General features: G+C 63.8%; 10 protein-coding genes. 8 read left to right on the top strand and 2 right to left on the bottom strand.

Annotated elements, in window-relative coordinates:
- Positions 1-186: 186 nt before the first annotated feature.
- The 3 genes from AC1MEK_RS00050 to AC1MEK_RS00040 are packed head-to-tail and all read left to right on the top strand — an operon-like array spanning position 187 to position 2,709.
- Entirely contained in the window at positions 187-1,056 is an 870-nt protein-coding gene (locus AC1MEK_RS00050) for an ABC transporter ATP-binding protein (protein WP_480394209.1), read from the top strand.
- Positions 1,057-1,058: 2 nt separating this feature from the next.
- Positions 1,059-1,838 (top strand): ABC transporter permease, encoded by a 780-nt coding sequence (locus AC1MEK_RS00045; protein ID WP_480394208.1) that lies wholly within the window; start codon positions 1,059-1,061, stop codon positions 1,836-1,838.
- Entirely contained in the window at positions 1,828-2,709 is an 882-nt protein-coding gene (locus tag AC1MEK_RS00040) for a type 2 periplasmic-binding domain-containing protein (protein WP_480394207.1), read from the top strand. The genes AC1MEK_RS00045 and AC1MEK_RS00040 overlap by 11 nt, the downstream gene beginning before the upstream one ends.
- 24 nt (positions 2,710-2,733) lie before the next feature.
- Here the strand turns inward: AC1MEK_RS00040 and msrA are convergent, their stop codons facing one another.
- Complete coding sequence (gene msrA / locus AC1MEK_RS00035; RefSeq protein WP_480394206.1) at positions 2,734-3,240, bottom strand: peptide-methionine (S)-S-oxide reductase MsrA; 507 nt, start codon at positions 3,238-3,240, stop codon at positions 2,734-2,736.
- A 217-nt stretch (positions 3,241-3,457) separates the two neighbouring features.
- Here msrA and uvsE point away from each other — a divergent pair, with 217 nt between their 5' ends.
- Positions 3,458-4,459 carry a UV DNA damage repair endonuclease UvsE gene (gene uvsE, locus AC1MEK_RS00030; protein WP_480394761.1) on the top strand — a complete coding sequence of 334 codons (1,002 nt, stop codon included), beginning with the start codon at positions 3,458-3,460 and terminating at the stop codon, positions 4,457-4,459.
- Between the two features lie 63 nt (positions 4,460-4,522).
- On the opposite strand, the gene AC1MEK_RS00025 is transcribed toward uvsE, so the two are convergent.
- Positions 4,523-5,161 (bottom strand): glutathione S-transferase family protein, encoded by a 639-nt coding sequence (locus tag AC1MEK_RS00025; RefSeq protein WP_480394205.1) that lies wholly within the window; start codon positions 5,159-5,161, stop codon positions 4,523-4,525.
- Positions 5,162-6,366: 1,205 nt separating this feature from the next.
- Between AC1MEK_RS00025 and AC1MEK_RS00020 the strand changes: the two genes are divergently transcribed.
- The 4 genes from AC1MEK_RS00020 to AC1MEK_RS00005 all read left to right on the top strand — a co-directional run bounded on the left by AC1MEK_RS00020 (position 6,367) and on the right by AC1MEK_RS00005 (position 13,153).
- The gene (locus AC1MEK_RS00020; protein ID WP_480394204.1) at positions 6,367-7,014 is read left to right on the top strand and encodes a gamma-glutamylcyclotransferase; all 648 of its coding nucleotides are present in this window, start codon (positions 6,367-6,369) and stop codon (positions 7,012-7,014) included.
- A 153-nt stretch (positions 7,015-7,167) separates the two neighbouring features.
- Entirely contained in the window at positions 7,168-8,349 is a 1,182-nt protein-coding gene (locus tag AC1MEK_RS00015; protein ID WP_480394203.1) for an efflux RND transporter periplasmic adaptor subunit, read from the top strand.
- Between the two features lie 12 nt (positions 8,350-8,361).
- Positions 8,362-11,622 carry an efflux RND transporter permease subunit gene (locus AC1MEK_RS00010; RefSeq protein ID WP_480394202.1) on the top strand — a complete coding sequence of 1,087 codons (3,261 nt, stop codon included), beginning with the start codon at positions 8,362-8,364 and terminating at the stop codon, positions 11,620-11,622.
- A 13-nt stretch (positions 11,623-11,635) separates the two neighbouring features.
- A complete protein-coding gene (locus AC1MEK_RS00005) occupies positions 11,636-13,153 on the top strand; it encodes an efflux transporter outer membrane subunit (RefSeq protein ID WP_480394201.1) in 1,518 nt (505 codons plus the stop codon).
- Positions 13,154-13,314: the final 161 nt, after the last annotated feature.

Here is a 13,314-nt window from a genome sequence, read left to right as displayed (position 1 = left end):
AAGCCCGGCTGCTACGGATCGGAGGGGGCTGCCGGATTTGGCCATGACATCGGCCCCGTAGCAGCCGAGCTTGCTCGCGCGAGCATTCTGTCAATCACAGATGTGTCTTCTGACACACCGCAACCGCCGGCGAGCCGGACTGCTACGCGGTGGTGTGGATGCGGCAATTATTCAACAGGAGCGGCAGTGCACAAAATTTCAACATCCGGCCTTCACATGGAATACCAGGCCCAGGACGAAGCGGGCAACCGCGAGCGGGTCGAGGTGCTCAAGGATTTCAACCTCGACGTACGCGAGGGCGAGTTTCTGTCCATTCTCGGCCCGTCGGGCTGCGGCAAATCCACCTACCTGAACATCCTCGCGGGCCTTGCGCAGAAAAGCGGCGGCACCCTGAATATCGACGGCCAGCCGCTGCAAGGCATCAACCGCAATCAGGGCGTGGTGTTTCAGGGCTATGCACTGTTGCCGTGGCGCACGGTGCTCGACAACATTGCCGTGGGCCTGGAAATCCGTGGTGTCGGCAAGGCAGAACGGCGCGAGCAGGCGCGGGAGTATCTGGATCTGGTCGGCCTGAACGGCTTCGCCTCGCGCTACCCCCACGAACTCTCTGGTGGCATGCGTCAGCGCGTGGCCATCGCCCGCTCGCTGGTCTACAAGCCCGACGTGCTGTTGATGGACGAGCCCTTCGCGGCACTGGACGCGCAAACCCGCGAAACCCTGCAGGACGAACTGCTGCGCATCTGGAGCCTGCACAAGAAAACCATCGTGTTCATCACCCACAGCCTCGACGAGGCGATTTTCCTCTCCGACCGGGTGGCGGTCATGACCCCGCGCCCCGGGCGGATCAAGGAAATCATCGACATCGACCTGCCGCGCCCGCGTTTGCCCGAAGTGCGCAACAGCCATGACTTCGTGCACCTGCGCCAGCGCGCCTGGCTGTCGCTGCGTGAAGCCATGGGCGGCGCTGCGGCGAGCGACCTCGAACTGCCCGCCAAACCGCTCGAACGCAGCTGGCAGCAGCTTGCCCTGAGCAGCGGCTATCGGATCGGAGTGTGAGCATGAGCATCAAGCGAATTTCCCGCCGCGTGGTCGACAGCTCCATCGGCATCGTTGCTTTTCTCGCCCTGTGGGAAGCGCTGCCGCGTCTGGGCATCGTCAACCCCGGCTACCTGAGCCCACCGTCAGAAGTGCTGGCGGCCATTGCCGACATGGCCGGCAACGGTGCGCTGATCAAGCATTTGCAGGCGAGCCTGGTGCGCTCGTTGGCAGGGCTGGCGCTGGCGATCGTCACCGGCATCACGCTGGGCCTGCTGATGGGCTGGTTCGCACGGCTGGAGCGGATTCTCGATCCATTGCTGCAGTTCTTCCGCCAGACCTCGGCATTGGCGCTGTTTCCGGTGTTTATCCTGTTTCTGGGGATCGGCGAGTTGTCCAAGGTCGCGATCATTTTCTGGGCGTCCTTCTGGCCGATCCTGCTCAGTACCATCACCGGGGTGAAGCAGGTCGACAATCTGTTGATCAACTCGGCGTTGTCCATGGGCGCCAACCGACGGTTCCTGTTTCTGAAGATTGTCCTGCCCTCGGCGGCGCCGTCGATTTTCACCGGCGTGCGGCTGGCGGGGGCCTACTGCATCACCGCGCTGGTGGCGGCGGAGATGATCGGTGCGCACTCGGGGCTGGGCTTCCTGACGCTGAACTCCCAAGAGGTGTTCCAGATCCCGAGCATGTACGCAGGCATTCTGCTGCTGGCGGTAGTAGGGCTGGCGCTGAACTTCCTCCTGGCCTTGCTGGAGCGGCGTTTCACCCGCTGGCGCCGTGGGCTCAAACATGCCGGCTAAACGCCTACATCGAAAGCCAGCCGCCTTCGTTGAAGGTGGCTGGATTCGCTACAGCCTGGCGGTGCTGATCGGTGGCGCGGCGGTGTGCGCGGTGTGGCTGCTGCCGATGCTCGATGCCGCCGAACAGAGGCCCGGGCCGGTGCTGGAAGCGGCCCTGGAGCGGCAGGTATTGCGGGTCGGCGTGCGCAGCTACCCGCGGCCGACCTACAGCAGCGAAGCGCTGGTGTCCGAGCCCGATGAACTGGACAGCGAGCTGGCCCAGGCGCTGGGCCGTCAGCTGGGCTTGAAGGTACAGCTGGTCGGGCTCGCCGCACAGGATGTCGGCGGCTATCTGCACAGCGGCCAGGTAGACGCGGTGATCGCTGGCAGCCTCGACATCCCGGGGCTGGAAAAACAGCGCGCGTCGTTGCGCAGCGTGCCGGACGCCTTCGAACACGGCGCGCTGGTCAGCCTGCGCAACGCGCCGCAAAGCCGCATCGAAGGGCAGAGCGTCTGCGTGGCGTTCGGCAGCCCGTGGATTCACGCACTGCAAAAACAGCACGCCCAGGTGCAGACCTACGCCTCCGGCATTCGCGCCGCCACGGCATTTCTCGCCGGTGACTGTGCCTTTCTTGCCGACGAACGCACGGTGCTCAGCAGCCTGCTGCAGACCCCTGACTGGCGTTTCTACCGCCTGTTGCCACAAACCCTGGAGGCCAGCAGCGACGCGCGGGTCTACCTCGCTCGGGCCGATGCCAGAAGTTTGCGTCTGGTCCAGGCCGGGCTGCGGGCCTGGCAAGCGGAAGGCGGGCAATCCAAGGCTTGGGACCTGCACAGCAATGCGTATCTGGTCGACAGCATGAAGATCAGCGACGGGCTGGTCTGTCACTGATCGCTTTCAAGGTCGTCAAGGCGGTCAGGCGCGGGTCGGCAGCACCCAGTTCGGCCGGATGAAGTGGCAGGTGTAGCCGTTGGGAATGCGCTCCAGATAATCCTGATGCTCAGGCTCGGCCTGCCAGAAGGCGCCGGCCGGGGCGATTTCGGTCACTACCTTGCCGGGCCACAATCCTGAGGCGTCGACGTCTTTGACGGTCTCTTCGGCGACGTGTTTCTGCTCGTCGTCGAAGTAGAAAATTGCCGAACGATAGCTCAGGCCGATGTCGTTGCCCTGACGGTTGGCGGTGGACGGGTCGTGGATCTGGAAGAAGAATTCAAGGATCTTGCGATAGCTGATGGTCTCGGGATCGAAGACGATCTCGATGGCTTCGGCGTGGGTGCCGTGGTTGCGGTAGGTGGCGTTTTCAACGTCGCCCCCCGAGTAGCCGACGCGGGTGGACAGCACGCCCGGGTAGCGACGCAGCAAATCCTGCATGCCCCAGAAGCAGCCGCCGGCGAGCAGGGCGGTTTGGGTCTTGGTTGTCATGGTTCAGTCCTTTCAGTGGCTCGATGAGCGCAAGGTTTTGATCGCTCGCCAGTGTGCTCGCGCCGTCCTCGGCTGTGCAAGGGGTGAACGGTGCGTGCATGCGTGGTAAACAAGCGAACTCGCCGGGCCGGCCAGCTGTCCATCCCACAGTGAGCCACCGGCGTTGACGCCCATTCGAGGAAACATCGTGAACACCCCCCGCATCGGTTTTGCCTGCATGTATCGCCACCCCGAGCGCGCGTTGTCGCTCAAGGAACTGAAGGCGATTGAAGGCGACTACAACCCGCGCACCACCACCCTGCGCTGGATGGACAGCGTCACCGTGCAGGTGGCGCGAGCGAAACTGCTGGAAATCGTCGAGCACAACCTGGCTGCGCAGATCCGCCTGCTCGGCTATGTGGCGCAACTGCCCCAGGGCCGTCGCATGCTGCGCCTGAGCAGCGATCTGCTGCCGTTCTACAGCCATCCCAAGGTGCTGGATTTCTACCGCGACCCGGCTGTCGCCACCCGGCTTGAGCAGCTGTTCGCCGGCATCGGCGACGCGGCGCGCAAGGCCGACATCCGCCTGTCGTTCCACCCCGGGCAGTTCTGCGTACTGGGCTCCGATCGCCCCGAGGTGGTGGAAAACAGCCTGGCCGAATTCGAGTACCACGCCGACATGATCCGCATGATGGGCTACGGCAGGCGCTTTCAGGATTTCAAATGCAACGTGCACATCGCCGGCAAGCTCGGCGCCGAGGGCGTGCGCCATGTCTGGCCCCGCCTGTCGGAGGTGGCGCGCAACTGCATCACTCTGGAAAACGACGAAAAAACCTACGGCGTCGATGACTGCCTGCAACTGGCCGATCTCGCGCCGGTGGTACTGGACATCCACCATTGCTGGATTCACGAAAGCCGGTACATCTCCCCCGACGACCCCCGCGTTGCGCAGATCATCGACAGCTGGCGCGGCGTACGGCCGGTGATGCATTACTCGCAACCACCGGAAAGCCTGCAGGCGCTGGGTTTCACGCCCGAGCGCAAGCTGGAAATGGAAGAGCTGCTGAAGGTGGTCAACAAGCGCGACCTCTACCTGCACAGCGACCGCATGTGGAATGACTGGACCAACACCTACGCGCTGCAGTTTCTGGAGCGCTTCGACATCATGTTTGAGGCCAAGGACAAGAACCTGGCCACTGAAGAGTTCTATCGGCGCTTTGTGGCGCCGTTGTCGGCCTGAAGCGAGTGGCAGCCGGGCAAATGAAAAGGCCGCGATCATCGCGGCCTTTTTTTGGATCGGCGATCAGCCGTTGTTGCGGGCGTTGTGTGCGGCGAACAGTTCGGCTTCTTCGGCCAGCGCCTTCTGCACCGAGGGCAGGGCGTCGATCCGTGCCTTGTAGGCCATCAGGTTCTGCAGATGGCCGATCTCGGCGCCCGAGCGCTCGCTCCACCAGGTGGCGAACACGTAGGCATCGGCCACGGTGAAGGTATCGCCAGTGAGGAATTTGCGCCCGTCAGCCAGGCGCGCGTTCAGTGTGGCGTAGGCGGCGACCAGCTTGGCGCGGGTCCAGGCGGTGCCTTCCTCGGTCAGCAGTTTGCGCATCAGCGGGATGTGTTTCTGGGCGATTTCGGTGGCGGTGAAGGTCAGCAGCTGGTCGAACTTCACCCGTTCCAGCGTGCCGTGGGCGGGGATCAGACCGGCTTGCGGATATTGGTCGGCGAGGTAGGAGGTGACCACGATGGTTTCCGAAATGACGTCTTCGCCGTTGTCCAGGATCAGCGCCGGAACGTAGAGCAGCGGGTTCACAGCGGCGAAGTTGTCGTCGTTGGAGGTGGTTCTGTTGAACACGTCGTAGTGCACCAGTTCCGGGGTCAGGCCCAGTTCGTTGGCGATGATTTGTACGGCCTGGGAGCAAGTCTGGTTGGCGATGTAGAGTTTCATGGCGGCAGTCACCTTGGGTTGAGTGGACCGTTGAATCGGGCCAGTGATTGCAGTCTGAACGTGGCGTTAGGATTGATAAATGGCGGGTTTGGAGACGGTCTGTCGCTGCTGTGGAGACAGTTATTCCGGAGCGGCGGCTAATTTAAACGACTTGGCCGTGTCAGACAGGTCGTGTGTAGGAAGATCAAGATCAAGATCAAAGGCGCTCTTCCTAACGTCAGACCTGTTTCGACTTCGTCGAGTTACTTGGAAAAGACACCCAAGTAACCAAGGTGTCCTGCTCCTGGTTTGGCCCTCCTGCGTCGGGTCCCTTCATTCCGGTCTCGCTCCGTGGGCCCGGCGCGAATGGGCCATCCATGGCCCCGCGCCTCGCGCGGCATCCATGCCGCTTGGCCCACTACGCAAGACCTCCATTCAGCCTGCACCCAAGTCGCGATTTGTGTCGTTTGTGGGATCTGCACACGAAGCTCAAAAGCCAAATCAAAAGCGCGTTTTCGTGGTGTTCGTGATCTGCTTCTGGCCGGAGGCCGTGGGAGCGCAGCTTGCTCGCGATCTGGCGCGAAGCGGCAGCAAAACCGTTTATCCAGGCCCTGCCAGGCAGACCGCGTACACAGGATTTGCTGCCGCTTCGCGCCAGACCGCCGGCAAGCCGTGCTGCTAAGGGGGCGGTGCTAGCCGATCGCTTTTGATTTAGCTTTTGATCTTCGTACGCAAATCTCACAAACACCACAAATCGCGACTTGGGTGCAGGCCGAACGGAGGTCTCGCGGAGTGGGTCGAGCGGCATGGATGCCGCGAGAGGCGCGTTGGGCCATGGATGGCCCTTCGCGCCGGGCCCACGGAGCGGGACCGGAGAGAGGGAACCCGACGCAGGAGGGCCAAACCAGGAGCAGGACCCCTTGGTTACTTGGGGGTCTTTTCCAAGTAACTCGACGAAGTCGAAACGGGTCTGACGTTAGGAAGAGCGCTTTTGATCTCCCTCCACACGCGGTGTGTCTGACACGGTCAAGTCGTTTGAATTGCTGCCGCTACGCGACAGACCGCCGGCAAGCCGTGCTGCTACGGAGCGTTCGCTTTAGTTCTTTGGTGACTCAATCATCCATTGTCGCCACAACGGCGACTAACCGTCTCACCCCGCGCTGTTTATCCAGCCCCGCGCACCGATCATCATGGGTCCATGGATTCCCGACACCGAGGCACGGGCAATGTTGACCAAACACTTGATCACCTCAGGCGCATACCTTGAGAACTTCGCCGATGTTCCGGCCGAGATGGCCTGGACCCTGGAACGCATCGCCCAGTCAATGGACCAGACCCTGGCAGCGCGGCCCTCGGCTGGCGACATCTGGGTATTTGCCTACGGCTCGCTGATCTGGAATCCGCTGCTCAACTTCGCCGCCCACCAAGGCGCCGTGCTGCACGGCTGGCACCGCAGCTTTTGCATGGAAATCATCGCTGGCCGCGCCACACCTTTGAAACCGGGGCGGATGCTGGCGCTTGAACCGGGTGGCTCGACCGAAGGCATCGCCTATCGGCTGACCGAAGAAGTGGCCCAGGACGAGCTGATTCTGCTGTGGGTCCGCGAGATGCCCACCGGCGCCTACCGACCGATGTGGCTGGACGTCGAGCTTGACGATGGCAGGCACGTCGATGCACTGGTGTTTGTCGCGTTGCCCGGCCATCCGTTGTACCGGCAGGACGCCAGTGTCGAGGAGGTTGCCCATTGCATCGCCACCGCCGAAGGGCCGATGGGCAGCAACGCCGACTACGTTCACAAGCTGTGCTGCGCGTTGAGCGAGCGCGGGATCACCGATGAATACATCGGTGCGCTCTCGGCAGAAATTCTCTTCTAACCCGCGCAGGTCTTTTCAGTACGGCGCGCTCGGCGCCGGATGTTTCACCCCTTGAGCCAGACGTATCCCTCGACATTCCCGGAATGCGCGACGGGCATGGCTGCGCCTTCGATCCGTGCATTTCGTATATCCGTCAATCCGCAGGAGACAAACATGAACGCCAACCGTAAACGGCTATCCGCCGCGATAAGCGCGCTCTTGGTGGCCGGCAGCGTCGGAGTCGCCGTGAAATATGGCGATCATTTCCAGCCGGTCGCCAGTGCCCAGGCCGCACAAGCCGTCCCGGCGCCGAAAACCGAAGTCGATGTGGCCACTGTGCTGGTCAAGACCATCAGCGAGTGGCAGGACTACTCGGGCCGGCTGGAGGCGGTCGACCACGTCGACATTCGCCCGCTGGTGCCCGGGACCATCACTGCCGTGCACTTCAAGGACGGCGCCAGGGTCGCCAAGGGGGATCTGCTGTTCACCCTTGACCAGCGCCCGTATCTGGCCGAGGTGGAGCGTGCCGCCGGGCAACTGGCCGCCGCCGAATCCCGCGCGGCCTACACCGCCACCGACGCGGCCCGCGGCCAGCGCCTGATCGAGCAGAACGCGATTGCCCGGCGCGACTTCGACGAGAAGCAGAACGCTGCTCGCGAAGCCCAGGCCAGCGTCAAGGTCGCCAGGGCGGCGCTGGACGCAGCCCGGGTCAACCTGTCGTACACGCAGATCAGCGCGCCTGTGTCGGGCCGGGTGTCGCGCGCCGAACTGACCGTCGGCAACGTCGTGACCCCGGGCACGGCGCCGGTGCTGACCACCCTGGTGTCGGTGTCGCCGATCTACGCCGCGTTCGATGTCGATGAGCAGACCTACCTGCGCTACCTCAATCGCGCCGCCGGCAGCAGTGCGCCGGTGTCGCTGGGGCTGGCCGACGAGGCGGGCTACTCGCGCAAGGGCGTGGTCGACTCCATCGACAATCGCCTGGACACGCAGTCCGGCACCATCCGTGTGCGGGCGCGTTTCGACAACGCCAACGGCGCGCTGCTGCCGGGGCTGTATGCGCGGATTCAGGTGGGCGGCGGTTCGCCCCACGAAGCCGTGCTGGTGGATGACTCGGCGATCGGCACCGACCAGGCGAAGAAATATGTACTGGCGCTGACCCAGGATGACCGCGTGCAGTACCGCGAAGTCACCCTGGGCAATCTGTTCGAAGGGCTGCGCGTCGTCACCTCGGGCCTCAAGGCCGGGGATCGCGTGATCGTCAACGGCATACAACGCGCGCGCCCCGACGAGACCGTGCAGGCCAATCCGGTGGACATGGCCGGCGTGAACCGCGCCGGCAAACCTTCGGCTTAAGGGGTGACTGAGATGAACATTTCCCGATTTTTCATTGACCGGCCGATCTTCGCCGGCGTGCTGTCGGTGCTGATCCTGCTGGCCGGGCTCATTGCGCTGACCCAACTGCCCACCGCTGAATACCCCGAAGTGGTGCCGCCTTCGGTGGTGGTGCGCGCGGAGTACCCGGGCGCCAACCCCAAGGTGATCGCTGAGACGGTGGCCTCGCCCATCGAAGAGCAGATCAACGGCGTTGAAGACATGCTCTACATGCAGTCGCTGGCCAACAGTGACGGCAAGCTGACCACCACCGTGACCTTCAAGCTGGGCACCGACCCGGACAAGGCCCAGCAGTTCGTGCAGAACCGCGTGGCCCAAGCGTTGCCGCGCCTGCCCGAAGACGTGCAGCGCCTGGGCGTGACCACCGTCAAGTCGTCGCCGACCCTGACCATGGGCGTGAGCATTCTTTCGCCCGGCCAGCGTTACGACCTGACCTACCTGCGCAACTACGCGCTGATCAACGTCAAGGACCGCCTGGCGCGGATTCCCGGGGTGGGCGAGGTGGTGATGTGGGGCTCGGGTGACTACTCGATGCGCATCTGGCTCGACCCGCAGAAGGTCGCGCGCCTGAACCTGACCGCCGCCGATGTGGTGAAAGCCATTCGCGAGCAGAACGTGCAGGTGGCGGCCGGGATCGTCGGCGGCGCGCCGATGCTGACCAATGTGCCGCTGCAACTGAGCGTCAACGCCCAGGGCCGGCTGAAGACCGAGCAGGAGTTCCGCGACATCATCCTCAAGAGCAGCGGCGGGGCGGTGACGCGCCTGTCCGACGTGGCGCGGGTGGAGATGGCAGCTTCCGAATACACCCTGCGCGCGCTGCTGGACAACAAGCCGGCGGTGCAGATGATCATCTTCCAGCAGCCCGGCGCCAACTCGCTGCAGATCTCCGATGACGTGCGCAAGGTCATGGAAGAGATCAAGCAGGACATGCCCGAAGGCGTGGACTACGGCATCAAGTACGACCCGACCCAGTTCGTGCGTGACAGCATCCACGCGGTGATCCAGACCCTGCTGGAGGCCATCGCCCTGGTGGTGCTGGTGGTCATCGTGTTCCTGCAGACCTGGCGCGCCTCGCTGATTCCGTTGCTGGCAGTGCCGGTGTCGATTGTCGGCACCTTCGCCCTGTTGCTGGGCTTTGGCTACACCATCAACGCGCTGTCGCTGTTCGGCATGGTGCTGGCGATTGGTATCGTGGTGGACGACGCCATCGTGGTGGTGGAAAACGTCGAGCGCAACATCGCCGACGGGCTTTCGCCCCGCGATGCGACCTACAAGGCCATGCAGGAAGTCAGCGGGCCGATCATCGCCATCGCCCTGACACTGGTGGCGGTGTTCGTGCCGCTGGCGTTCATGTCCGGCCTGACCGGGCAGTTCTACCAGCAGTTCGCGATGACTATCGCGATCTCGACGGTGATCTCGGCGTTCAACTCCCTGACCCTGTCGCCCGCGCTGTCGGCACTGCTGCTCAAGGGCCACGACGCGCCGAAGGATCGCCTGACGCGGATCATGGACGCGGTGTTCGGGCGCTTCTTCGCGGCTTTCAACCGTGTGTTCAATCGCGGCTCGGAAAACTACGGCGGTGGCGTGCGCCGGGTGGTCAACCGCAAGCTGCTGATGCTGGCGATCTACGGCGTGCTGCTGGCCGCTGCGGTGTGGATGGGCAAGATCGTGCCCGGCGGCTTCGTGCCCGCTCAGGACAAGGATTACGTGGTAGCCATCGCGCAACTGCCCAGCGGCGCGACGCTGGATCGCACCGACCGGGTCGTGCATGAAATGGGTGATATCGCCCTGGCGATTCCCGGGGTGAAAAACCTGCCGCAGTTTCCGGGGCTTTCGGTGAGCCTCGCCAATTCACCGAGCAGTGCACTGGTGTTCCCGGTGCTCGAACCGTCGAAGTTCCGCTCCAGGGAGGAGTCCGCCCAGGCCATCGTTGCGCAGCTCAATGCCAAGTACGCCGGCATCAAGGGCGCGGCGATCGCCGTGTTCCCACCGCCGCCTGTGGTCGGGCTGGGCACGGTGGGCGGGTTCAAACTGATGCTCGAAGACCGTGGCGCGCTGGGTTACGAGGCGCTGAACAAGGCGACTCAGGATTTCCTTGCCGCGGCCGCCAAAGCCCCGGAACTGGGCCCGGCGTTCTCGACCTTCCAGATCAACATGCCGCAGTTGAACGTGGACCTGGACCGGGTCAAGGCCAAGCAGTTGGGCGTGTCGGTGACTGAAGTGTTCGAAACGCTGCAGATCTACCTGGGGTCGATGTACGTCAACGACTTCAACGCCTTTGGCCGGGTGTATCAGGTGCGTGCCCAAGCTGATGCGCCGTTCCGCGCCACTGCCGAGAGCATCGGCCTGCTCAAGACGCGCAACGAGCGGGGCGAGATGGTGCCGCTGTCGTCGCTGGTGAAAGTGACCACCACCTATGGCCCGGAAATGGTCGTGCGCTACAACGGCTACACCGCCGCCGACATCAACGGCGGCCCAGCCCCGGGCTATTCGTCCGGCCAGGCCCAGGCAGCGGTGGACCGCATCGCCCGGGAAGTGCTGCCGCGCGGCATCAAATACGAGTGGACAGACCTGACCTACCAGCAAGTGCTGGCCGGCAACTCGGCGCTGTGGGTGTTCCCGATCAGCGTGCTGCTGGTGTTCCTGGTGCTGGCGGCGCTGTACGAGAGCCTGACCCTGCCGCTGGCGATCATCCTGATCGTGCCGATGAGCATTCTCTCGGCGCTGCTGGGCGTGTGGCTGACCGATGGCGACAACAACATCTTCACCCAGATCGGCCTGATGGTGCTGGTGGGACTGTCGGCGAAGAACGCGATCCTGATTGTCGAGTTCGCCCGCGAGCTGGAGATGCAGGGGCGCACGGTCGTGCAGGCGGCCATCGAGGCGAGCCGCTTGCGCCTGCGGCCGATCCTGATGACCTCCATCGCCTTCATCATGGGCGTGGTGCCGCTGGTGTTCTCCACCGGCGCCGGTGCCGAGATGCGTCACGCCATGGGCGTTGCGGTGTTCTTCGGCATGCTCGGCGTGACCCTGTTCGGGCTGCTGCTGACCCCGGTGTTCTACGTGCTGCTGCGCAAGCTGTCCGGTGTCGAGCACCTGCAGGACAAACACGGCCGGCATCCGCACCTGGGCGCCGATCTGGGCAGCCACGAGACCTCGGATTACGCCGCGTTCACCACCCATGGCAACCAAACCCACGTTCAAGCCCGCGTGTCTGAACACGCCCAGGCCTGATCCGGAGAACGACATGAAACTCATCGCAATCAATCGCCTGTTCTTCGGATCGGTGTGGCTGGCAACGTTGCTGGCCACGGCGGGCTGTTCGCTGGCGCCGACTTACCTGAAACCCAGCGTATCGATGCCGCCTGCCTACAAGGAAGAACGGGTGCAGGAGCCGCGTACTGCGCTGTCAGCCGCTGAAGCCGGTTCGTGGAAAACCGCAGAGCCCGCCGAGGACATCGCCCGTGGCGACTGGTGGGTGGTGTTCAAGGATGCGCAACTCAACGCGCTGGAGCTCGAAGCGGCCGGCGCCAACCAGAACCTGGCCGCCGCCGCTGCCCGCTTGAAGGAGGCGAGGGCGCTCAACGTGGCTGCTCGCGCAGGGTTGTTCCCGACCCTGGACGCCGGGATCGGCCCGACCCGGCAGAAGGTGTCTGGCGCCTCTGAAGGCCTGTCCAACAGCGCCAACGTGCCGGCGCAAACCCTGTGGCGGGCACAGGCGGGCATTTCCTACGAGGTCGACCTGTTCGGCCGCGTCGCCAACAGCGTGGAAGCGGCGAAGGACGATCTGCAACAGAGCGAGGCGCTGTTTCGCTCGGTGCACCTCGCGTTGCAGGCCGATGTGGCGCAGAACTACTTCGCCCTGCGTGAGTACGATGCCCAGTTGCAGGTGTTCGCCGAGGCCGTGGCCCTGCGTGAACAGGCGCTGAAACTGGTGGAGCAGCGTTATCAGTCCGGCGACATCAGCGAACTGGACTTGGCCCGCGCGCAATCGGAACTGGCTTCGGCACGATCGGACGCTCTGGGCGTGCAGCGCTTGCGGGCGGCGTCGGAGCACAGCCTGGCGGTGCTGCTGGGCAAGGCGCCTGCCGAGTTCTCGATTGCAGCCAATCCGTTGGCGGCGGTGAACCTGAACATTCCCGCAGGCTTGCCTTCATCGCTGCTGGAGCGGCGCCCGGACATCGCCGCTGCCGAGCGCGGCATGGCGGCGGCCAATGCACGGATTGGCGTGGCGAAGGCAGCGTTCTTTCCTTCGCTGACCCTGACGGGAGCAGGCGGATTTGAGTCCGATTCGCTGGGCAGCCTGTTCAAATGGAGCAGCCGCACCTTTTTGCTCGGGCCGTTGACCGGCACGGCGCTGAACCTGCCGATCTTCGACGGCGGCAAACGCAAGGGCGACCTGGCCAATGCGCGGGCGGTGTATGAAGAAAATGTCGCGACCTATCGGCAGCAGGTGCTGGTGGCGTTCCAGGAGGTCGAAGACGGCCTGTCGGACTTGCGCATCTTCCAGGAACAGACCCGCACCCAGAACGAAGCGGTCCAGGCCTCGGCCCGGGCGGCGCAGTTGTCTCGCGCGCAGTACAACGAAGGGGCGGTGACCTATCTGGAGGTGATCGACGCCGAGCGCACGGTCTTGCAATCGCGGCGCGCCGATGTGCAGTTGCGCGGGATGCAGGCGGCGGCCACGGTCAACCTGATTCGGGCGTTGGGTGGGGGTTGGGGAGACAGCAAGCCGGTTGTGGTGTCTACGCAACCTGGGGTGTAGCGGCCGTAAAATCAGGGGATCTGGTTGTGTCAGACAGATCGCGTGTGGAGGAAGATCAAGATCAACGGCGCTCTTCCTAACGTCAGATCTGTTTCGACTTCGTCGAGTTACTTGAAGGGACCAAGTAACCAAGTCCTTCTGCTCCTGGTTTGGCCCGACTT

This window comes from Pseudomonas sp. 2 (assembly GCF_056627435.1).
This window is presented reverse-complemented; position numbering and strand designations above follow the sequence as displayed.